This window comes from Streptomyces sp. NPDC053541, assembly GCF_044544705.1.
Classification (GTDB): Bacteria; Actinomycetota; Actinomycetes; order Streptomycetales; family Streptomycetaceae; genus Streptomyces.
Genome location: NZ_JBITXM010000012.1, coordinates 313,413 through 333,765 on the forward strand (window position 1 = coordinate 313,413; position 20,353 = coordinate 333,765).

At 74.4% G+C, this 20,353-nt stretch carries 19 protein-coding genes; 12 read left to right on the forward strand and 7 right to left on the reverse strand.

Features of this window, described 5'->3' with window-relative positions:
• Positions 1-55 precede the first annotated feature (55 nt).
• Positions 56-1,123, reverse strand: a complete 1,068-nt coding sequence (locus ACIGW2_RS30155) for an MBL fold metallo-hydrolase (protein WP_399847100.1) — start codon at positions 1,121-1,123, stop codon at positions 56-58.
• 140 nt (positions 1,124-1,263) lie between these two features.
• On the opposite strand from ACIGW2_RS30155, the gene ACIGW2_RS30160 reads away from it, so the two are divergent.
• From ACIGW2_RS30160 to ACIGW2_RS30170, 3 genes are all read left to right on the forward strand, one after another.
• Positions 1,264-2,724, forward strand: a complete 1,461-nt coding sequence (locus ACIGW2_RS30160) for an aldehyde dehydrogenase (protein ID WP_391654372.1) — start codon at positions 1,264-1,266, stop codon at positions 2,722-2,724.
• A complete protein-coding gene (locus tag ACIGW2_RS30165) occupies positions 2,724-2,957 on the forward strand; it encodes a ferredoxin (protein WP_356070171.1) in 234 nt (77 codons plus the stop codon). Before ACIGW2_RS30160 ends, ACIGW2_RS30165 begins: the two co-directional genes overlap by 1 nt.
• A gap of 71 nt (positions 2,958-3,028) precedes the next feature.
• Positions 3,029-3,571: a hypothetical protein gene (locus ACIGW2_RS30170; RefSeq protein WP_399847102.1), complete on the forward strand. Its 543-nt coding sequence runs from the start codon at positions 3,029-3,031 to the stop codon at positions 3,569-3,571.
• A 26-nt stretch (positions 3,572-3,597) separates the two neighbouring features.
• Here the strand turns inward: ACIGW2_RS30170 and ACIGW2_RS30175 are convergent, their stop codons facing one another.
• On the reverse strand, positions 3,598-4,236 hold the full coding sequence (locus tag ACIGW2_RS30175; RefSeq protein ID WP_391654374.1) for a TetR family transcriptional regulator: 639 nt from the start codon (positions 4,234-4,236) through the stop codon (positions 3,598-3,600).
• 228 nt (positions 4,237-4,464) lie between these two features.
• Here ACIGW2_RS30175 and ACIGW2_RS30180 point away from each other — a divergent pair, with 228 nt between their 5' ends.
• The 4 genes from ACIGW2_RS30180 (at position 4,465) to ACIGW2_RS30195 (ending at position 8,388) form a co-directional block, all read left to right on the forward strand.
• Positions 4,465-5,799, forward strand: a complete 1,335-nt coding sequence (locus ACIGW2_RS30180; protein ID WP_391654375.1) for a glycosyltransferase family 4 protein — start codon at positions 4,465-4,467, stop codon at positions 5,797-5,799.
• 60 nt (positions 5,800-5,859) lie between these two features.
• The gene (locus ACIGW2_RS30185; protein ID WP_399847104.1) at positions 5,860-6,636 is read left to right on the forward strand and encodes a class I SAM-dependent methyltransferase; all 777 of its coding nucleotides are present in this window, start codon (positions 5,860-5,862) and stop codon (positions 6,634-6,636) included.
• Positions 6,633-7,709, forward strand: coding sequence for a prenyltransferase/squalene oxidase repeat-containing protein (locus tag ACIGW2_RS30190; RefSeq protein ID WP_361587679.1), 1,077 nt, complete (start codon positions 6,633-6,635; stop codon positions 7,707-7,709). Before ACIGW2_RS30185 ends, ACIGW2_RS30190 begins: the two co-directional genes overlap by 4 nt.
• Before the next feature lie 118 nt (positions 7,710-7,827).
• Entirely contained in the window at positions 7,828-8,388 is a 561-nt protein-coding gene (locus tag ACIGW2_RS30195; protein WP_391654377.1) for a hypothetical protein, read from the forward strand.
• 6 nt (positions 8,389-8,394) lie between these two features.
• On the opposite strand, the gene ACIGW2_RS30200 is transcribed toward ACIGW2_RS30195, so the two are convergent.
• The 3 genes from ACIGW2_RS30200 to ACIGW2_RS30210 form a co-directional block, all read right to left on the reverse strand.
• Positions 8,395-9,408, reverse strand: a complete 1,014-nt coding sequence (locus ACIGW2_RS30200) for an LLM class F420-dependent oxidoreductase (protein WP_399847106.1) — start codon at positions 9,406-9,408, stop codon at positions 8,395-8,397.
• Positions 9,409-9,549: 141 nt separating this feature from the next.
• Entirely contained in the window at positions 9,550-10,407 is an 858-nt protein-coding gene (locus ACIGW2_RS30205; RefSeq protein ID WP_356070189.1) for a hypothetical protein, read from the reverse strand.
• Between the two features lie 103 nt (positions 10,408-10,510).
• The gene (locus ACIGW2_RS30210) at positions 10,511-11,419 is read right to left on the reverse strand and encodes an N-acetylmuramoyl-L-alanine amidase (RefSeq protein ID WP_399847107.1); all 909 of its coding nucleotides are present in this window, start codon (positions 11,417-11,419) and stop codon (positions 10,511-10,513) included.
• A 662-nt stretch (positions 11,420-12,081) separates the two neighbouring features.
• On the opposite strand from ACIGW2_RS30210, the gene ACIGW2_RS30215 reads away from it, so the two are divergent.
• Entirely contained in the window at positions 12,082-13,683 is a 1,602-nt protein-coding gene (locus ACIGW2_RS30215) for a hypothetical protein (RefSeq protein WP_399847109.1), read from the forward strand.
• 141 nt (positions 13,684-13,824) lie between these two features.
• Here the strand turns inward: ACIGW2_RS30215 and ACIGW2_RS30220 are convergent, their stop codons facing one another.
• On the reverse strand, positions 13,825-14,454 hold the full coding sequence (locus ACIGW2_RS30220) for a class I SAM-dependent methyltransferase (protein WP_361587672.1): 630 nt from the start codon (positions 14,452-14,454) through the stop codon (positions 13,825-13,827).
• 248 nt (positions 14,455-14,702) lie between these two features.
• Between ACIGW2_RS30220 and ACIGW2_RS30225 the strand changes: the two genes are divergently transcribed.
• From ACIGW2_RS30225 to ACIGW2_RS30235, 3 genes are read left to right on the forward strand one after another with little or no spacing between them, the layout of a single operon-like run.
• Positions 14,703-15,713 (forward strand): hypothetical protein, encoded by a 1,011-nt coding sequence (locus ACIGW2_RS30225; protein ID WP_399847110.1) that lies wholly within the window; start codon positions 14,703-14,705, stop codon positions 15,711-15,713.
• Positions 15,710-17,032, forward strand: a complete 1,323-nt coding sequence (locus tag ACIGW2_RS30230; protein WP_399847111.1) for a hypothetical protein — start codon at positions 15,710-15,712, stop codon at positions 17,030-17,032. The genes ACIGW2_RS30225 and ACIGW2_RS30230 overlap by 4 nt, the downstream gene beginning before the upstream one ends.
• 7 nt (positions 17,033-17,039) lie before the next feature.
• Entirely contained in the window at positions 17,040-17,498 is a 459-nt protein-coding gene (locus ACIGW2_RS30235; RefSeq protein WP_391654384.1) for a hypothetical protein, read from the forward strand.
• Here the strand turns inward: ACIGW2_RS30235 and ACIGW2_RS30240 are convergent.
• Complete coding sequence (locus ACIGW2_RS30240) at positions 17,495-17,929, reverse strand: DUF4259 domain-containing protein (protein ID WP_399847113.1); 435 nt, start codon at positions 17,927-17,929, stop codon at positions 17,495-17,497. The genes ACIGW2_RS30235 and ACIGW2_RS30240 overlap by 4 nt on opposite strands.
• Before the next feature lie 168 nt (positions 17,930-18,097).
• Between ACIGW2_RS30240 and ACIGW2_RS30245 the strand changes: the two genes are divergently transcribed.
• A complete protein-coding gene (locus tag ACIGW2_RS30245) occupies positions 18,098-20,347 on the forward strand; it encodes an acyl-CoA dehydrogenase (protein ID WP_399847114.1) in 2,250 nt (749 codons plus the stop codon).
• The last annotated feature ends 6 nt before the right edge of the window (positions 20,348-20,353 follow it).

The window sequence follows — 20,353 nt, forward strand, 5'->3', positions numbered from 1 at the left end:
GACGACGACCGCCCACTTTACCGGCCGGGTCCCGGCGCCCCGGGGGCGCCGTGCGTCACACCGCGCGGCCTCGGACCGCCACGTAGGCCACCGGGTCCGTGCCGGCCACCGCCTCCGCCCGGCCCAGCTTCACCAGGCGCCGCAGGTGCGCCTCGGCCTCGCTGACGGCGATGGTGCGCGAGCCGTGCGGGATGCGGTCCCAGGGGCGGTTCCACTCCATGCGCTCGGCGAGCTGCCAGGGGGTGAGGGGCGTGGCGAGCAGCGCGAGCAGGCCGCCGAGGCGCTCCTCGTGGTGGGCGAGGAGGGCGCGGACCCGGCCCGCCGCGTCGGCGAAGGCGTGCTGGTGGGCCGGGAGGACCTCGGCGACGCCGAGCCGCCCGATCCGTTCGAGGGAGTCGAGGTAGTCGCCGAGCGGGTCGGTGACGGTGGCCTCGTCGGGGTCCTCGTACAGCCCGATGTGCGGGCTGATGCCGGGGAGCAGGTGGTCGCCGGAGAACAGCCGGCCGTGGCCCGGCAGCCCGGCGGGGTGCTCCTCCTCCAGGTGGAGGCAGACGTGGCCGGGGGTGTGGCCCGGCGTCCACACCGCGCGCAGCCGCCGCCCGGCCAGGTCGAGCAGCTCGCCCGGCACGATCTCCCGGTCGGGCAGCGCGGAACGCAGCCCGGGCAGGGTGCGCATCCGCCCGCCGGCGGCGCGGGCGGCGCGCAGCGGGGCGAGGTGCTCCTCGGGGGCGCCGACGGCGGCGAGCTTGCGGGCCAGATAGTCGAGCCAGGTGCCGGGCGCGGACTCGTGGGTGCGGCGGACCACGGCGATGTCGGCGGCGTGCATGGCGATCCAGGCCCCGGAGGCCTCGCGCACCCGGCCGGACAGGCCGTGGTGGTCGGGGTGGTGGTGGGTGACGACGACCCCGTGCACGTCGGCGGGGGAGAGCCCGAGGACCGCGAGGCCCGCGCCGAGCTCGGCCCAGGACGCGGGATCGTCCCAGCCGGTGTCCACGAGCACCGGCCCGCGATCGGTGTCGAGGACGTGCACCAGGGTGTGCCCGAGCGGGTTGTCCGGGATCGGCACCCGCAACGACCAGACGCCACCGCCGTGTTCGGTCACCGTCTCGGCCACCTGGGTCATGAGCGTCCTCATCTCTCTGCGGCGTGACGGGACTTCGCGGACCGTACCCGACCGTTGCCCATCATAACTAGAACTGGTATCAGTTCTGAAGCATCGTCAGAATCGTCCGCAGCGGCGCGGGTTCCGGGAGGCAGTCGGTCATGACCGAGCTTGTGGAGCACGGAAAACTGTTCATCGGCGGCGCGTTGACCGATCCGCTCGGCGAGGGCGTCATCGAGGTGGTCTCCCCGCACACCGAGGAGGTCATCGGGCGCGTCCCGCACGCCGCCGAGGCCGACGTCGACCGGGCCGTGGCCGCCGCGCGGCGGGCCTTCGACGAGGGGCCCTGGCCGCGGATGACGCTGGAGGAGCGGATCGAGGTCGTCGGACGGATCAAGGACGCGATCGCGGTCCGGCACGAGGAGATCGCCCGCTCGATCAGCGCCCAGAACGGCTCCCCGTACTCCTGGTCCGTGCTCGCCCAGGCGCTCGGCGCGATGATGGTCTGGGACTCCGCGATCACCGTCGCCCGGCAGTACGCCTACGAGGAGCGGCGCGCCGGTGTCCTCGGGCCGCTGCTGGTGCGGCGCGAGCCGGTCGGGGTGGTCGCGGCCGTCGTGCCGTGGAACGTGCCGCAGTTCACCGCCGCCGCCAAGCTCGGGCCCGCGCTGCTCGCCGGCTGCACGGCGATCCTCAAGCCCTCGCCGGAGGCCCCGCTCGACTCGTACATCCTCGGCGAGATCGCCGCCGACGCCGGGCTGCCGGAGGGGGTGCTCAGCATCCTCCCGGCCGACCGCGAGGTCAGCGAGTACCTGGTCGGGCACCCCGGCGTCGACAAGGTCTCCTTCACCGGCTCCGTCGCCGCCGGCAAGCGCGTGATGGAGGTCGCCGCCCGCAACCTCACCCGGGTCACCCTCGAACTCGGCGGCAAGTCCGCCGCCGTGATCCTGCCCGACGCCGACGTGGCGACCGCCGTCGCCGGCATCGTCCCGGCCGCCTGGATGAACAACGGGCAGGCCTGCGTGGCCCAGACCCGGATCCTCGCCCCCCGCTCCCGCTACGAGGAGCTCGCCGAGGCCCTCGCCGCCGCGGCCGGCGCGCTCGTGGTCGGCGACCCGCTCGACCCGGCCACCCAGGTCGGCCCGCTGGTCGCCCGGCGCCAGCAGCGGCGCTCCCTCGACTACATCGGCATCGGCCAGGCCGAGGGCGCCAAGGTGCTCACCGGCGGCGGCCGCCCGGCCGGCCTGGAGCGCGGCTGGTACGTGGAGCCGACCCTCTTCGGCGGCGTCGACAACTCGATGCGGATCGCCCGCGAGGAGATCTTCGGACCGGTCATCTGCCTGCTGCCGTACGGCGACGAGGACGAGGCCCTGCGGATCGCGAACGACTCCGACTACGGCCTGTCCGGCAGCGTCTGGACCGGCGACGTCGAGCACGGCGTCGACTTCGCCCGCAAGGTCCGCACCGGCACCTTCAACGTCAACACCTTCAGCCTCGACATGCTCGGCCCCTTCGGCGGCTACAAGAACAGCGGCGTGGGACGGGAGTTCGGCCCCGAGGGCCTGTCGGCGTACCTGGAGCACAAGATGATCCACCTCCCGGCCGGCTACGGGGAGCGGTGATGGGCGACCGCTGGCACGTCGAGGTCGACCGGGCCGTCTGCATCGGCTCCGGCATGTGCGTCAACCACGCCCCGGCCGCCTTCCGCCTCGACCCGGCCCGCCAGTCCCACCCGCGCGAGCCGGAGTCGGACGCGAACGAGCGCGTCCTCGCGGCGGCGGAGGGCTGCCCCGTGGAGGCGATCACGATCACCCTGGCGGATGGCGGGGAACCGGTGTTCCCGCCCGAGGAGTAGCGCGGCCGTGCCTGCTTCCCTTATGCAAAACTACTGCCTCGATCACGGGGGCAAGGGGCCTTCGTGCGCACGTGTTTGGGAGAATTGTGCGCAAGGCGAAGATGGTGGCCGCGGCTGCCGGTGTGGTGTTGCTGGTGGCGGGCTGCGGGAGCAACGGCGGGTCCGACAAGGGCGGTTCGTCCTCCTCGGGCTCCGTCTCGGCCGGGGCGAGCGGCGGTTCGGGAGCGGGCGGCGGCGAGGAGCTGTCGGCGGACGACGTGAAGCAGGAGATCGAGACCGCCGCGACCGGCGCCGGCCTCCAGCAGGACCCCGCCGCCGACCAGGTGCCGGCCGGCACCGAGCAGTGCATGGTCATGTGGAACGCCGACGGCAAGAAGGCCACCGACCCGAAGAAGTCCTACACCGAGACGGTCGCCGCGCTCGGCAAGGAGGGCTGGAAGGAGGGGCAGAGCATCGACCAGGCCGGCACCACCATCAAGAGCCTCAACAAGGGCACGTGGGTGCTGAAGGCGCACAACATGGGCGCGCTCAAGCTGGTCATGTTCATCGCCACCGACTCCAAGCCCGCCTGCGGCGAGGCCCTCAAGTCCGTGGCCCCGCCGAAGACCTCCTGACCCCGGAGCCGGCGTCCGCCGGCGGGTCAGCCGCGCCCGGAGCCCCCCGCGGGCCCGGGCGCGGGCGCCGGCGCGGTCAGGTCGATCAGCCGGCAGACCGTCTCGATGTCGATCTTCACCTGTGCGATCGAGGCCCGCCCCGACAGCCAGGTGATCAGCGCCGAGTGCCAGGTGTGCTCGATCACCCGCACCGCCGACAGCTGCTCCGGCGTCGGGTGCTCCGTCCCCATCGCGTCCAGGATGATCGCCGTCGTCAGCCGCGACACGGTGTCCACCTCGGGGCTCACGCTGCGGTCCGCGAAGGTCAGCGCCCGCACCATGGCGTCGGCGAGCTGCGGCTCGCGCTGCAGCGCCCGGAAGGCCCGCATCAGCGTCTCGGCCACCCGCTCGGCCGGGTCGTCGCCGGCCGGCGGACGCTTCCGCAGGGTCGTGTGCATGTGCTGGAGCTGGTCCTGCATGGTGGCGACCAGCAGGTGGATCTTGGACGGGAAGTAGCGGTAGAGCGTGCCGAGCGCCACTCCGGCCGCCTCCGCGACCTCCCGCATCTGTACGGCGTCGAAACCGCCCCGCCCGGCCAGCTGGGCGCTGGCGCCCAGGATGCGCCGGCGGCGCGCCTCCTGGCGTTCGGTCAGGGGCGGCGACGCAGGTCTGTCTTCCACGCTCATGAGGTCCCGTTCCGTGCGGTGCCGTGCGGTGCGGTGCGATGGCGGAGCGTCAGTATGGGCCCGGCCGCCGCCGTGGCGCGAATCACCTGTTCCGGATCTCACCAAGGAGCTACCTGCCGGTAGATTCTGTGCTCCTCGAAGGATCGAGAACGATCAAGTCTGCAACTTGTTCTAGATTAGCGCGGGCGGTTACGCTCCCGCGAAAAGCACGCTCGAAGGGGGTCCCAGTTGACCGCGGAGGCCATAGAGGCAAGCCCCCGACAGGGTGCCGGCCCGGGCGGTGACCGTCCGTTGCGGATCGCTCTCCTCACGTACAAGGGCAACCCCTTCTGCGGCGGCCAGGGCGTCTACGTCCGCCACCTCTCCCGCGAGCTCGCCCGCCTCGGGCACAGCGTGGAGGTCATCGGCTCCCAGCCCTACCCCGTCCTCGACGAGGGCGAAGGACTCGACGGGCTGTCCCTCACCGAGATCGCCAGCCTCGACCTCTACCGCCAGCCCGACCCCTTCCGCACCCCCGCGCGCGAGGAGTACCGGGACTGGATCGACGCCCTGGAGGTCGCCACCATGTGGACCGGCGGCTTCCCCGAGCCGCTGACCTTCTCGCTGCGCGCCCGGCGCATGCTCGCCGCCCGCCGCGGCGCCTTCGACGTCGTCCACGACAACCAGACCCTCGGGTACGGACTCCTCGGCGGCCCCCGCGCCCTCGGCGCCCCGCTGGTCACCACCATCCACCACCCGATCACCGTCGACCGGCGGCTCGAACTCGACGCCGCCGCCGACTGGAAGCGCCGCGCCTCCGTCCGCCGCTGGTACGCCTTCACCCGCATGCAGAAGCGGGTCGCCCGCCGGCTGCCCTCGGTCCTCACCGTCTCCGGCACCTCGCGCCAGGAGATCATCGAGCACCTGGGCGTCCGCGAGGACCGCATCAAGGTCGTCCACATCGGCGCCGACACCGAGCTGTGGTCCCCGGACCCCTCCGTCCCCGAGGTCCCCGGCCGGATCGTCACCACCTCCAGCGCCGACGTCCCCCTCAAGGGCCTGGTCTACCTGATCGAGGCGCTCGCCAAGCTGCGCACCGAGCACCCCGACGCCCACCTCGTCGTCGTCGGCAAGCGCGCCGAGGACGGGCCCGTCGCCCAGGCCATCGAGCGGTACGGGCTCGACGGCGCCGTCCGCTTCGTCAAGGGCATCAGCGACGCCGAACTCGTCGACCTCTACCGCTCCGCCCAGGTCGCCTGCGTGCCCTCGCTGTACGAGGGCTTCTCGCTGCCCGCCGCCGAGGGCATGGCCACCGGCACCCCGCTGGTCGCCACCACCGGCGGCGCCATCCCCGAGGTCGCCGGACCCGACGGCGAGACCTGCCTCGCCGTGCCCACCGGCGACGCCGGCGCGCTCGCCGCTGCCCTCGGCCGGGTCCTCGGCGACGGCGAGCTGCGCGCCCGCCTCGGCCACGCCGGCCGCGCCCGGGTCCTCGACCGCTTCACCTGGGCCCGCGCCGCCCAGGGCACCGCGGAGCTGTACCGGGAGGCCGTGGCCCGACAGGCCGCCGCACGCCGCTCCTGACCCGCGCCCCGCCCCGTACCCCTCGATCGCCCCCGTAGCAGCCCCCGAAAGGCAGACGCCGTGCTGACCGTCGACTTCACCCGCTTCCCGCTCGCCCCCGGCGACCGCGTGCTCGACCTGGGCTGTGGCGGGGGCCGGCACGCCTTCGAGTGCTACCGGCGCGGCGCGCAGGTCGTCGCCCTCGACCAGAACGGCGAGGAGATCCGCGAGGTCGCCAAGTGGTTCGCCGCCATGAAGGAGGCCGGCGAGGCCCCCGCCGGGGCCACCGCCACCGCCATGGAGGGCGACGCGCTCAACCTGCCCTTCCCCGACGAGTCCTTCGACGTCGTCATCATCTCCGAGGTCATGGAGCACATCCCGGACGACAAGGGCGTGCTCGCCGAGATGGTCCGGGTCCTCAAGCCCGGCGGCCGGATCGCCGTCACCGTCCCGCGCTACGGCCCCGAGAAGGTCTGCTGGGCGCTCTCCGACGAGTACCACGAGGTCGAGGGCGGCCACATCCGCATCTACAAGGCCGACGAACTCCTCGCCAAGATGCGCCAGGCCGGCCTCAAGCCCTACGGCACCCACCACGCCCACGCGCTGCACGCCCCGTACTGGTGGCTCAAGTGCGCCTTCGGCGTCGACAACGACAAGGCCCTGCCGGTCCGCGCGTACCACAAGCTCCTGGTCTGGGACATCATGAAGAAGCCCGCCCTGACCCGGGTCGCCGAGCAGCTGCTCAACCCGGTCGTCGGCAAGAGCTTCGTGGCCTACGCGACCAAGCCGCACCTGCCCGCGGACGCCGCGAAGGCCGGCGCCGAGAAGGCCGACGCCGTGAAGGCCGACGCCCAGTGACCTCTCCCGAGCGGATCGCGGAGCACCTCGTGCTCCCCGGTGTCCTCACCGCCGAACAGGCCGCCGCGACCGTCGCCGGCATCCTCGCCGTCCAGCGCGAGGACGGCGCCATACCGTGGTTCCGCGGGCACCACCTGGACCCGTGGGACCACACCGAGGCCGCCATGGCCCTGGACACCGCGGGCGAGCACGAGGCCGCCCGCCGCGCCTACGAGTGGCTCGCCCGGCACCAGAACGCCGACGGGTCCTGGTACGCCGCCTACCGCGACGGCGACCCGGACGACGTCACCGACCGCGGGCGCGAGTCCAACTTCGTCGCGTACGTCGCCGTCGGCGTCTGGCACCACTACCTCGCGACCGGCGACGACGCCTTCCTCGACCGCATGTGGCCGGTGGTCTACGCGGCCGTCGAGTTCGTCCTCGGGCTCCAGCAGCCCGGCGGGCAGATCGGCTGGAAGCGCGAGGCCGACGGCACCCCCGTCGCCGACGCCCTGCTCACCGGCAGCTCCTCCATCCACCAGGCGCTGCGCTGCGCCCTGGCGATCGCCGAGGCGCGCGAGGAGCCGCAGCCGGACTGGGAGCTCGCGGCCGGCGCGCTCGGCCACGCCGTACGCAGCCACCCCGAGCGCTTCCTCGACAAGTCCCGCTACTCCATGGACTGGTACTACCCGGTCCTCGGCGGCGCGGTCACCGGCGCCGAGGCCAAGGCCCGCATCGACGCGCGCTGGGACGACTTCGTCGTCCCCGGCCTCGGCGTGCGCTGCGTGCTGCCCAACCCCTGGGTCACCGGCGGCGAGAGCTGCGAACTCGCCCTCACCCTCTGGGCGATGGGGGAGTCCGACCGGGCCCTGGACATCCTCACCTCCATCGGGCACCTGCGCGCGGACAACGGCAACTACTGGACGGGTTACGTCTTCGAGGGCAACCGCGCGGTCTGGCCGGAGGAGCAGACCACCTGGACCGCCGGCTCGCTGCTGCTCGCGGTCGCGGCCCTCGGCGGCGAGGAGGCGACGGTCGCGGTCTTCGGCGGCGAACGCCTGCCGCGCGGCCTGGAACCCGACTGCTGCGGCTAGACCGTCTCTTCCGGGCCCGACCCGGCCCCTCCCGGCCGGTCACCCCCCTGGCGGACCCCGGGTGCGCGTGCCGCGCGCCCGGGTGAGGCTGGCGGCACAGTCCCCAGGGAGGTCCACCGTGCCCAGCCTCATGCGCGCGCGCCGTGCCGTCGTCGCGCTGTTCCTGTCCGGCGCGCTGCTCGTCACGACCGCCGCCTGCGGCGGCGACAGCGAGCAGTCCATGACGACCAGCGCCGACTCCACGCCGACCGCCTCGGCGAGCTTCGAGAAGCAGAAGCTGGCCAAGACCCGATTCGTCGCCAACGCGGGCCTCGCGGCCGGTGCCACCTACCAGTGGATCGTGAAGCCGTACCGCGCGGGCAAGTTCAAGAAGGGCGCCGACGGACGCACCTTCGCGCTCGTCAAGGCCGGCCTCGCGGGCGCCTTCACCTACAACCGGCTCAAGGCCGCCGTGAACAACGCCAAGGGCGACCCGCTGCTCTCCAAGGCGGTCGCGCCGCTCAGCGCCGGCATCGACTCCCTGAAGGACCTCGGCACCAAGCTGCGCAAGGGCGAGGCCACCGACGCCGACGTCGGTTCCTTCGAGTCGGTCATCAACGGCGTGAAGGACGCCGGCAAGAGCGCCGGCGCCGAGGTCGTCGACAAGGTGCCGAGCGCCTCCCAGCTCAGCGGAGGCTGAGCCCCCTCACCCGCGGTTCAGCTCCGCGAGCACGCGGAGCGTCGCCGGGTCCGGTGCCGTGACCAGCAGGTCCGTCACCGGGCCCGCGCGCCATGCGGCGAGCCGCCGCGCGATCCGCTGCCGCGGCCCGACCAGCGAGATCTCGTCGGCGAAGGCGTCCGGCACGGCCAGCACCGCCTCCTCGCGCCGCCCCGCCGCGAACAGCTCCCGGATCCGCCGCGCCTCCGCCCCGTACCCCATGCGCCCCATCAGGTCCGCGTGGAAGTTCCGGGCCGCGTGCCCCATCCCGCCGATGTAGAAGCCGAGCATCGCCTTCACCGGCAGCAGTCCCGCGGAGACGTCCGCGCACACCTGGGCCCGCACCAGCGGCGCCACGACGAAGCCCTTCGGCAGGGCCTCCGGCAGCGCGTAGACCTCGGCCCAGCGGGTGGGCGACCAGTAGAGCGGCAGCCAGCCGTCGGCGATCCGCAGCGTCTGCGCGATGTTCTTCGGCCCCTCGGCGCCCAGCAGCACCGGCAGGTCCGCCCGCAGCGGGTGGGCGATCGGCCGGAGCGGCTTGCCCAGGCCGGTGCCGTCCGGGCCGTCGTACGGATGCGGGTGGTAGCGCCCGTCCAGGACGACCGGGCCCTCGCGGCGCAGCACCTGCCGCACCACGTCCACGTACTCACGGGTCGCGGTGAGCGGCGAGCGCGGGAACGGCCGCCCGTACCAGCCCTCGACGACCTGCGGACCGGACAGCCCGAGGCCGAGCGTCAGGCGCCCGCCGGACAGGTGGTCGAGGGTGAGCGCGTGCATCGCGGTCGCGGTCGGGGTGCGCGCGGCCATCTGCGCCACCGCCGTGCCGAGCCGGATCCGCGAGGTGTGCGCGGCGATCCAGGTGAGCGCGGTGAAGGCGTCGGAACCCCAGGCCTCGGCGGTCCACACCGAGTCGTAGCCCAGCTCCTCGGCCTCGCGGGCGAGCGCGAGACGGTCCGGGGAGGGGCCGCGGCCCCAGTAGCCGAGGGCGAGTCCGAGTCGCATGCCGCGCCGCCTTTCCCCGATGCTGACGGATCGTCAGTTCGCCGGTGCGGTGCGCACTGTACGCCAACGGCCCCCCGCCCGGAAGGGATCCGGGCGGAGGGCCGCTGGAGGGTGAACCGGGCCCCGAAGGGGGCGGCGGGGTCAGCCGCGCTGGATGCCGGTGGTGTCCTGGAGGACGCCGCGGCGCCCGTCCTGGGTCTGCGCGACCAGCGCCTGGCCGCGCTGCTCGACCGCCAGGTACCACGTGCCCGGGGCCAGCTCGGCGATCGGCGCCGCCGAGCCGTCCTCCGCGTACAGCGGGCGGGCCGCCGGGACCGCGAACCAGAACGGGGCGAAGTCGCCGGCCGGCGCCTGCGCCGCGGTCTGCGCCTGCTGCGGGGCGGCGTCCTGCGGACCCGGGGCCGGCTGCGGCTGGGCGCCGTACGGCTGGCCGCCGAGCGACGGGTCGGGCTGCGCGCCGTACGGGGCCGGGGCCTGCTGGGCGCCCGGGTAGCCGTAGCCACCGGGGACGCCCGGCTGACCCGGCTGGCCGGGCTGCATGCCGTACGGCTGCGGGGTCTGCGGCTTCGGGGCGCCGAGCAGCGGGGCCTGCAGGGCCGGGACCAGCGGGCCCGCGATCGCGCCGGCGGCGCCCGCCAGCGCGGCGATCAGGCCCAGGACCAGGCCGGCACCGACGTTCGCCGACTCGAAGACCCACATCAGGATGGTCCAGGCGGCGGCCACGCTGAAGGCCGTGCCGACCTGGCCGAGCTCCAGACCGGCCACCTTGCGCGGCTGCGGCAGGGCGCGCGAGAGCACGACGAGCGCGGCGCCGGCGATGCCCAGCAGGAAGGAGCCCCAGCCGAGCGGCGAGATCTCCCACGAGAACGCCGCGTCGTAGCTGTCGCAGTAGTTGCCCGGGGCGTCACAGCCGGAGATGCCGAGGAACGAGGCGATGAACAGCACCACCGCTGCGCCGATCAGCACGCCATCGCCTCGGGTGAGGGAGCGGATATTCACGTAAGGAGTCCTTCGTCGGGTCGTCTCGTCGGAGTGGCGCGAAGCACGGGGGGCGCCCCATCGTACGGAGCGAATCTATCGTTCGCCCGATCGCTCCTCGGGCCTACCCCTGGAGGTAGGCCCCGATGCCGTCCGCGATCCCCCACGCCGCCTTCTGGCGCCACGCTGCGTCCGTCAGCAGTGCGGCGTCCTTCGGATCACGCATATTGCCGCATTCGAGGAAGACCTTGGGAACGGTCGACAGATTGAGACCCCCGAGATCGTCACGGACGTCCAACCCGGTGCCGGATCCGATGTAGTTGGCGGGCCGCGTGCCGGTGGCGCGGGCGAAACGCGTGACGAGCTTCTCGCCGAGGGTACGGGACGGGCCCACGATCTTCGCGGTGTCGGCGCCGCCGCCGCTCACCCGGGCGGGCAGGATCACGTGGAAGCCGCGGTGGCCGACGGCCGAGCCGTCGGCGTGCACCGAGACCACGGCGTCGGCCTTCGCCGCGTTGCCGAACGCGGCCCGCTCGTCGATGCACGGCCCGTAGGGGCGGTCGGCGTCGTGTACCAGGAGCACCTTCGCGCCCTGCTTTTCGAGGAGGTCGCGAAGACGGTGTGAAACATCGAGGGTGAAGGCGGCCTCGGTGTAGCCGCCGTTCGTGGCCGTGCCGGTGGTGTCGCACTCCTTGCGCGCGGTGCCGATGTCCACCTTCTTGTTGATGTCCGAGGTGTGCCGGAAATTTCCCGGATTGTGCCCCGGGTCGACGACCACCGTCCGCCCGGCGAGCGGCAGCGCGGAGGAGGACGCGGGCGCCGCGCCCGGCGTCCCGCCCGAGGTGACGGTGGGGGCGGCCTTGGCGTCCCCACCGTGCCCGGCCTGCGTCGCCGGCGCGGCGGCCCCGCCGCACCCGGTCAGGGTCAGGACCAGGGTCAGGGCCAGGGTCAGGGCCGGCGGTACGGCGAGGGGCAGGGTGACGGGCGTGACGGGCGGGGCGGGCGCGAGGGGCTTTCGGCGGTCGTTCGGCACCCCGCGACTGTAGGCGCTCCGGAGCCGGAATGCCCGTAGCGGAACCGAGGAGGGGCGAGGAGGAGGGAGAAGGGGGGAGAAGGAGGAGGGGGGAGGACGGAACCGAACGCCCGTCACGTGTGTGAGAGGAAGGTGAAGGGTAAGTGGGGGAAACGGCCGCGCCGCCCCGGGGGGCCCGGTGCCGCACGAGGGTGACGGCTGCGCGACCATGAGACGACCCATCACACGACCACGAGGGGGGACCTGTGGCGGGGGAAGAACACGACCACCACGGCAGCGCGGGGAGACATCCGTCACCCTGGGAGTACACCGGCCCCGGTGGGCCCGGCGGGCCCAGGGACGCCGAACCCAGGGACGCGGAGCCCCGGGACGCCGTCGAGCCGCAGGACGCCGTCGAGCCGCAGGACGCCCGGCCACCGGTGCCGGACCCGCGGGTCGCGCCGGAGCGGCCCCGCATTCCGGAGCAGCCCCAGGCGCCTCAGCAGCCCCAGGCCTCGCAGCAGCCGCAAGCACCGCACATACCGCAGCAGCCCCAGGCACCCCAAGCGCCGCACGTGCCGCAGCAGCCCCAGGCACCCCAGGTGCCCCACCAGCACCAAGCACCCCAGGCACCCCAGACGCCGCCTCCGCCGCCGCCCGCGCACCCACCCGTGTACGGCGCCGTGCCCGCGCCGCCGGACGGCACGCTGCAGCTCGGCGCCCTGCCCGGACCGGCGGGCGCCTTCCCGCCGCCCGGGTTCGCCGGTCCGGGGTTCGCGCCCGCCGGGCCGCCTCCGCCGCCGCAGCCCTGGCCGGCCGCCGTGGCCGCCGCGCTGCTCAACCTGTCCGGCCTCGGCCTCGGCTACGTCGTCCTGCGCCAGTGGGTCGGCGCCGTCGTGTGCTGGGCCGCCACCGTCGCCCTGGTCGTCGCGGTCCTGCCCGCCGACCCCGACGGCATCCCGGCCGGCGTCCTCGTCGCGTACGGCGTCTTCCTCGTCCTCGCCGCCCTGGACGTGCTGCGCCGGGCCCGCCGCACCCCGCTCGCCCCCTGGGCCTCGGCCCGCCAGGGCCTCGTCCTGCCGCTGGCGCTCGTGCTGTTCGCGGTGCCGGTGGGCGGCGGCTTCGCCTACGGCGCGGCCCGCGACGAGGCGCGCGAGCAGCGGCTGCTCGAACAGCTGGCCGCCGCCGACAAGCTGGTGAAGGACTCCGAGGGCCAGAGCTTCACGAGCGTCGAGGCCACCTACCGCTCCGCCCTCGACACCTACCGCCGGATCGGCACGGAGCACGCCGGCTCGCGCGCCGGGAAGCTCGTGCCCGACCGCCTCCAGGCGTACTACACGTCGGTCTCCGCCCCGTACGCCAAGAAGGACTACTGCCGGGCCGTCCCCGCGCTCCAGCACCTGCGCGCGCTGCCCGAGACCGTGGACCGCAAGCTGCTCGGCGGTCTCGTCGGGCGGGCCGACGAGCCGCTGGCGGAGTCCTGGTTCGAGTGCGGCACGCGCACCGTCGGCACGACCGGCCAGGAGAAGTCCTCGGCCGACCACCTCAACGCCCTGATGAGCACCTTCCCGCAGTCGCCGTTCACGGCGAAGGTCCAGCCCACGCTGCGCGAGGTGCTGCGCGCCCGCGACCAGGCGCTGGGCGTCGCGCCCTGCGGCACGGCCGAGGAGCTGCGCCGCATCGACACCACGGTGGGCCTGCTGCCGCCGGCGTCCTTCGCGTCCCTGGGGAAGGACGTGGACCGGTCGATCCAGCGCGGCGACTTCGCGTGCGGCGTCGACCAGTTCAAGAAGAAGGAGTTCACCGAGGCGCTCGCGACGATGAACGAGTACGTCAAGGCGTACCCGTCGAGCCCGCAGACCCCGCAGGCGCGCAACATCGCCATCGCCGCCGAGATCGCCGAGGAGACCCCGGCGGCGGGGAACAAGCTGCCCTCCGCCGCGACCGCCGACGGCTCCGGCATGGTGATGGTCATCAGCAACGACGGCCCGGGCGAGGTCGAGCTCCTCTACACCGGCCCCGTGACCGGCCGCGTCACCCTCCCGGCCTGCGGCAGCTGCAAGGCCTACCCGGGCATCGTGATCCCGAAGTCGGGCATCAAGCCCTGCTCGGGCCCGTCGTCGAAGTACCCGAAGCGGACCCTGACGCTGCCCCCGGGCTCGTACCAGATGCTCCAGAAGCGGGACAGCACGCGCAGCTCGGCCGAGGTGAAGAAGGGCAGCACGGCCAAGATCGAGTCCGGCTACAGCTACACCAACTGCCTGTACGTGACCTCGCTGTACTAGTCGCCGTACGAGAGGGTCGCCCTTGCGGAGGGCCCGGACACCCCGATGGGCGTCCGGGCCCTCCGCCGTCCCGTACGGGCCTTCGGCGTCCCGCAAGGGGCGTTCGCCTTCCCGTACGGGACGTGCACCGTCCCCTACGGGTCAGCGGCGGCGCAGCACCCGCAGCGAGTCCGTGACCGAGACCTCCTCGAAGTCGCCGGACTCCAGGGCGCGCAGATAGATCCGGTACGGGGCCTGGCCGCCGTCCTCCGGGTTCGGGAACACGTCGTGGATCACCAGCAGGCCGCCGGGCGCGACCTTCGGCGCCCAGCCCTCGTAGTCGCCCGTGGCGTGCTCGTCGGTGTGCCCGCCGTCGATGAACACGAAGCCGAGCTGTCCGCCCCAGACCGCCGCCACCTGCGGCGAACGTCCCACGACCGCGATCACGTGCTCCTCCAGACCGGCCTTGCGCAGGGTGCGCCGGAAGGTCGGCAGCGTGTCCATCAGGCCGACCTCCGGGTCCACCACGGTCGGGTCGTGGTACTCCCAGCCCGGCTGCTGCTCCTCGCTGCCCCGGTGGTGGTCGACGGTCACGGCGACGGTCCCGGCCGCCCGGGCCACGTCCGCGAGCAGGATGGTCGAGCGCCCGCAGTACGTGCCGACCTCCAGGAGCGGCAGCCCGAGCCGCGCCGCCTCCGCGGCCGCCGCGTACAGCGCGAGCCCTTCCTTCACCGGCATGAAGCCCTTCGCGGCCTCGAAAGCGGCGAGGATCTCGGGGGTCGGCTCGGACATGCTGGCTCCTACTGGCGAGTACGGACGTGCGGGCGCCCATCGTGCCCCATGCCCCCGCCCCGCGTCCCACCCGGAGGCCCCCGCAGACCCCGCAGACCTCGCAGACCTCGAAGCCTCCGGGGCCCCGGAGGCCCCGTACGCCTCGCGGGCCCCGCGGCTCCCGAAGACCCCGGAGGCCGTCGGGAGTTCCCGGGGTCGTACCATCGGCCTGTTTGCTGGGGCGCGGACACTTCGCAGGGGGGAACGGCGTGGACGACAACAGGCCCAAGCGGCGCCGAAAGGCGCTCGCCGCGGTGATCGCGGGAGCGATCGTGGCCGCGGGCGTGGGCATCGGCCTGTGGGCCACCGGCACCGGCCCGTTCCGGGAGAGCTACTGCTGGGGGGCCTGGCAGGAGAACAGCGGCCCGGACTTCCTGGGCGAGGAGGCGCTCGGCGACTCCGGCGAGCGCTCCGCCGCCGAGTCCGCGCCGCCCGCCGCCGGCCGGCCGCGGGCCACCTGCACCGTGAGGCTCACCTCGTCGCCCGAGGACGCCAGGGTCCTCCTGGAGTACGGGGCGGTGCCCGAGGGCGCCGACGCGCGCCGCCAGTGGATCGGCGAGAACCTCAACGGCTCCCTGTCCCCGCTGCCCGACGGCCTCCCGGGGCTCGTCTCGGGCAAGCGGGGCATGCTCGTCCTGCCCCCGGCCTGCGACGCCGACGGGCGGCCGGTGGCGGTGAGGCTCAGCAGCGGCGACTTCTCCATGGCGCCCCGTGCCGAGGTGGGCCGGCTGCTCGTCGACGCGGCCAATGTGCTGATGGAGAAGGCGGGCTGTGCGCCGGAGCAGCCCCTGCGCCTCGACTCCCCGCTGGTGAAGGTCGCCGAGGAGGACACCTTCGCGGGCTCGCCGCTGTGCCGGATCCCCGGTGTGACCTTCGAGTACGACAAGAACCCCCGTTACGAGGAGCAGGTCGGCGCGGTCGGGGACCGGCTCCAGACCTGCTCGGCCTGGTTCGACGCGCGCGGCAGCGCCCGGGAGCTCGTCGCCCAGTTCGTGATGACGGGCGAACCGCGCCTCGTCGCCCTGTTCGCCGGGCTGCCCGAGGGCGAGGACAAGGGGCTCGTGTGGGCCGCGTGCGACGGGCGCGAGACCGTCTTCTACGGGGACGTCCGCCCCGGACTCCAGGGACACGGACGGCCGGACGACCGGCGGGTGTTCCGGAACTTCGTCACGTCCGTGAGCGAGCGCATCGGATGCGCGACCGGGGGAGGAGCACGATGACCGAGGACACGACCGCGAAGACGGAGGCCGGGCTGGCCGGGGTGGCCGGGGTGGCCGGTGAGACCGGTCAGGCCGGTGAGGCCGGTGAGGCCGGGGTGGCCGCCGGGGCGGCGGGAGCCGGGGCCACCGAGGCCGCCGGAGCCGGCGACCGCACGGACACCGCCCGGGGCGCGAGCGCCGACGGTGCGTCCGCCGTCCCGCCCTCCCGGCTGCGGCGCCTGCTGCGCAGCCGTACCGCCCGCACCGCGACCGTCGCCGCCCTCGTGGGCGCGCTGCTCGGCGCCGGGACCGTCGCCTGGCGCACCGACACGCTGCCCCTGGTGGGCGGCGCCGCGCCCTGCTGGGACTCCTTCGACGAGGAGACGATGAAGGGGCTCTTCGGCGAGCGCGAGACCAGGGTCGAGGAGCAGGTGCTGGAGAGCGACGACCGCCCCCGCGACCGGAGCTACGGGGAGTGCCGGATCACCAGCTACAAGGGCGAGCGGATGAGCCGCCGGCTGCGGGTCGACGTCCACGTCCTCGACGGCCTCTACGGCACGGACGCGCACCGCTGGCCGGGCGAGTTCCTCACGTCGCGGATGGTCCCGCTCGGGGAGGGGCTGCCCGGCATGACCTCCGCCGAACGCGCCTGGCTGGCCCTGCCGGAGAGCTGCACCGGTCGGGTCGGCGAGTTCGAAGGGGCGACCGTGGTCGACCTGTCGATCGGCTCGGGCCTGGACATCCAGTGGGAGTACCAGGCCCAGGACCGGACCGACCTGACCCGGGCGCTGGTCGCCGCGGCCAACGGCGTGATGCGCGACCTCGGCTGCTCAGGCGCCTACCGCGTGCCCGACCGGCTCCCCGCCCTGCCCGAGCGGGGCCCGGTCTCGCCGACCGCCTTCTGCGGGATCGCGGGCCTGCGGCCGCCGGCCGGTGCCCGCGAGTCGCTGACCTGGTCCCGGTCGAGCGGCGACGGCGGCCCGGCCCGGGTGTGCGAGGCGGGCTACAAGAGCCTCGGGCCCTCGGTGCGGCTGACGACGGTGGCGGACCGCGGCCTGAGCGCGCTGTTCGGGAAGGCGGTGCGGCACAGCGGCACGAAGGTCAAGGGCACCAAGGGGTACGGCTCGTTCAACGCGAACCGCGCGGTGTACGCGGCGGACTGCCAGACCGGGCGCGTGCTGTTCATGGTCGAGCAGATGGACTCCTACGAGGACGACCCCACCCGCCTCACCCGCGAACTGCTGCCCGCGTACGTCGCGGCCGAGGCCGAGCGGATCGGCTGCGGCCCGGAGAAGGTCACGGCCGTCGGCACCGGCACCGGCACCGGGGCGGGGCGCTGAGGGCGGCATGGCGACGCTCCTCGGCATGCTGGTCCTCGCCGGCGCCCTGACCTTCTGGGCCGGGGCCACCGTCGTGGGCTGGTCCCGGGCCCGGAACGCCGGCCGGCTGCCGCGCCCGCCCCGGCCGCGCCCGTCGCCCGCCCGGCTGGCCGCCCTGACGGCCGGCCTCGCGCTCCTCGCGGGCGGCGCCGTCCACGCGTACGGCCTGACCTATCTGCCCACCCTCTTCCCCGAGGACGCCTGCTGGTTCAACGCGGGCGCGAAGGTCACCCCGGACTCCTCCGGGGCCCTGCCGGTCAGCCTGGTGTGCAACGGCGAGGAGATCGTCCCGGGCTGGGTCAATCCGGCCCTGCTGCTTTTCGGCGGCACGGGCCTCGCGGCGACGGTCACGTCCGTCGTCCTCGCGGCCCGCGCCCGCGCGGAACGCCGGGTCGCCGCCCGTACCGACGCCGGGGACGACTTCTAGGCCTGTTCCCCGGCCTGCTCCTGAGCAGCACCCCCCGCCAGCACCGCGCGCAGCCGCAGCACCCCCGCCTTCCACTCCTCGGCGTCCGACTCCTCCCAGAGTTCGAGCAGTTCGGACGGCTCGGTGAGCACCCGGTCCAGCGCCTCGACGGCGGCCGGCCGGAGCGCGTCCGGGAGCGGGGGTATCGGCTGCTTCGGACCGTACGAGGACGTCACCGGGTCACCGCCCGGGCACTGGGCGGCGACCAGGGCAGCGGCGGCGATCGCCTCCACCGCCTGGTCGGCGTCCAGGTACTCGTCACCGACGCCGGTCACTTCGTGGAAGGCGGTCAGGAGCACGCCGGCCCGCTGATCCTCGGGCGCCTCGTCCACCGTGTACGAGAAGTCGGCGGCGGTGTCGTTGTCGAAGGGTCCGATGTCCCAGGTGCCCATGGCGAGTCCACTTTCCGAGGTCCGGACGGCCGCTTCGGCCGCTGCTCCGCATCGTGGCACCCGCCACTGACAACGCCCGTCCGTGGACGGGCGGTCGCCGCCGCCCGCCGCCGACTTCCCCCGCATCTGACCTTCCGTCAGATTGGAACGTGTTCTAATCTGCGCGCCATGGGCATCGCCATCACGCACGAACAGCGGGAGCTCGCCCGATCCGTCCGCGGCTGGCTCACCCGCGCCGTACCGCCGGAGCAGGTCCGCAAGCACCTCGACCTGCCCGGGCTCGCAACCGCCCGCCCCGCCCACTGGGACGGCGTCGCCGGCCAGGGGCTCCTCGGCGTGCACCTCCCCGAGGAGTACGGAGGCGGGGGCGGCGACCTCGTGGACCTGGCCGTGGTCCTGGAGGAGGCCGCCCGGGCCGTGCTGCCCGGCCCGTACCTCCCCTGCGTCCTCGCCGCGGAACTCCTGCACCGGGCCGGCCGCGGCGAGGAGGCCGCCGCCGTGGCGGCCGGCGAGCGCGTCGCCGCCGTCGCCCTCGGCCCCGGCAGCCTCACCGCCGCGCCCTCCCTGACCGCCGACGGCCTGGTCCTCGACGGCCTCGCCCCGCCCGTCCTCGGCGCCGCCTGCGCCGACCTGCTGATCCTGCCCGCGCGCGCCCTGCACGGCACCGTGTGGCTCGCGGTCGACGCCGACGCCCTCGCCGTGCGGCCCCATGCCTCCGCCGACCCCACCCGGCCGACCGCCGAGGTGCGCGCCGACGGCGTCCTCGTGCCCGGCGGGCGCGTCCTCGGCCAGGGCTCCGGCGGCGGCCCCGGCCCCGGCTCCCGGTTCGACTCCGGCCTCGTCCGCGACCTCGCCGCCGTGCTCTTCGCCGCCGACGCCTGCGGCACCGCCGCCCGCGCCCTCGACGTGGCGGCCGAACACGCCCGCACCCGCGTCCAGTTCGGGCACCCCATCGGGCGCTTCCAGGGCGTCAAGCACCTCTGCGCCGACATGCTCGTCCGCCTCGAACAGGCCCGGGCGCTCACCTGGGACGCCGCCCGTGCCGCCCGCGAGACCGGTGAGGCCGGTGAGACCGGAGGGGCCGGGGGCGCCGACGACGTGCGGTCCCTGACCGCCGCCCTCGCCGCCGCGACCGCGCTCGACGCCGCGTACACCGTGGCCAAGGACTGCATCCAGATTCTCGGCGGCATCGGCTTCACCTGGGAGCACGACGCCCACCTGCTGCTGCGCCGCGCCCTCGTCGCCCGCCAGCTGCTCGGCGCCGGAGACACCCACCGGCTCGCCGCCCTCGCCCGCGCCGCCGCCGGCACCCGCCGCGAGCTGCGCCTCGAACTTCCCGCCGAGGCAGAGGAGTTCCGCGCCGCCGCCCGCGAGGCCCTCGCCCCGGCCGCCGGACTCGACCCGCACGCCGCCCGCAAGGCCCTCGCCGCCACCGGCTACACCGCCCCGCACCTCCCGGAGCCGTACGGCCTCGGCGCGGGCCCGGTCCACCAGCTCGCCGTACAACGGGAGATGGCCGAGTCCGGCATCCGGCTCAGCCCGCTGTCCATCGCCACCTGGGTGATCCCTTCCCTCCTCGCGTACGGCACCAAGCAGCAGAAGGAGCGGCACCTGCTGCCCACCCTGCGCGGCGAACAGCAGTGGTGCCAGCTCTTCTCCGAACCCGAGGCCGGCTCCGACCTTGCCTCCCTGCGCACCCGCGCCGAGCGCCAGGAGGACGGCAGCTGGCGGGTCAACGGACAGAAGGTGTGGACGAGTTCGGCGCAGACCGCCGACTTCGGCATCCTCCTCGCCCGCACCGACCCCGACGCGCCCAAGCACCGCGGACTCAGCTACTTCCTCGTCGACATGCGCCGCACCCCCGGCATCGACATCCGGCCGCTCAAGGAGATCACCGGGGAGGCGCTCTTCAACGAGGTGTGGTTCGACGACGCCGTCCTGCCCGCCGACGCCGTCGTCGGCGAGGTGCACGACGGCTGGCGGGTCGCCCGCAACACCCTCGGCAACGAGCGCGTCCACATGGCCGACCAGGTCGCCTTCGACACCGGCCTGGAGGCGCTGATCGCCGCCGCCGGCACCGAGGCCGCCGACTCCTCCGTACGCGTGCGGATCGGCGCCCTCGTCGCCGAGGCGCACGCCCTCGCCTGCATCGGCCTGCGCACCACCCTGCTCCAGGTGTCCGGCCTCGACCCCGGCCCGGGCGCCAGCGTCCGCAAGCTCGTCCAGACCGTCCACCAGCAGAAGGTCGCCGAACTCGGCCTCGAACTCCTCGGCCCCGCGGGCGCGGTGGCCGAGGGCGCGGGCGAACGGGCCGTGCACGGGCTGCTGATGTCCCGCTGCCTCACCATCGCGGGCGGCACCACGCAAGTCCAGCTCAATGTCGTCGCCGAGCGCCTGCTCGGCCTGCCGAGAGACTGAGGGGGC

Bases quoted from the DNA above. Each gene is read 5' to 3' on its own strand.
- ACIGW2_RS30155 (WP_399847100.1), bottom strand. From the start codon at position 1,123: ATGACCCAGGTGGCCGAGACGGTGACCGAACACGGCGGTGGCGTCTGG.
- ACIGW2_RS30160 (WP_391654372.1), top strand. From the start codon at position 1,264: ATGACCGAGCTTGTGGAGCACGGAAAACTGTTCATCGGCGGCGCGTTG.
- ACIGW2_RS30165 (WP_356070171.1), top strand. From the start codon at position 2,724: ATGGGCGACCGCTGGCACGTCGAGGTCGACCGGGCCGTCTGCATCGGC.
- ACIGW2_RS30175 (WP_391654374.1), bottom strand. From the start codon at position 4,236: ATGAGCGTGGAAGACAGACCTGCGTCGCCGCCCCTGACCGAACGCCAG.
- ACIGW2_RS30200 (WP_399847106.1), bottom strand. From the start codon at position 9,408: ATGCGACTCGGACTCGCCCTCGGCTACTGGGGCCGCGGCCCCTCCCCG.
- ACIGW2_RS30220 (WP_361587672.1), bottom strand. From the start codon at position 14,454: ATGTCCGAGCCGACCCCCGAGATCCTCGCCGCTTTCGAGGCCGCGAAG.
- ACIGW2_RS30230 (WP_399847111.1), top strand. From the start codon at position 15,710: ATGACCGAGGACACGACCGCGAAGACGGAGGCCGGGCTGGCCGGGGTG.
- ACIGW2_RS30235 (WP_391654384.1), top strand. From the start codon at position 17,040: ATGGCGACGCTCCTCGGCATGCTGGTCCTCGCCGGCGCCCTGACCTTC.
- ACIGW2_RS30240 (WP_399847113.1), bottom strand. From the start codon at position 17,929: ATGGGCACCTGGGACATCGGACCCTTCGACAACGACACCGCCGCCGAC.
- ACIGW2_RS30245 (WP_399847114.1), top strand. From the start codon at position 18,098: ATGGGCATCGCCATCACGCACGAACAGCGGGAGCTCGCCCGATCCGTC.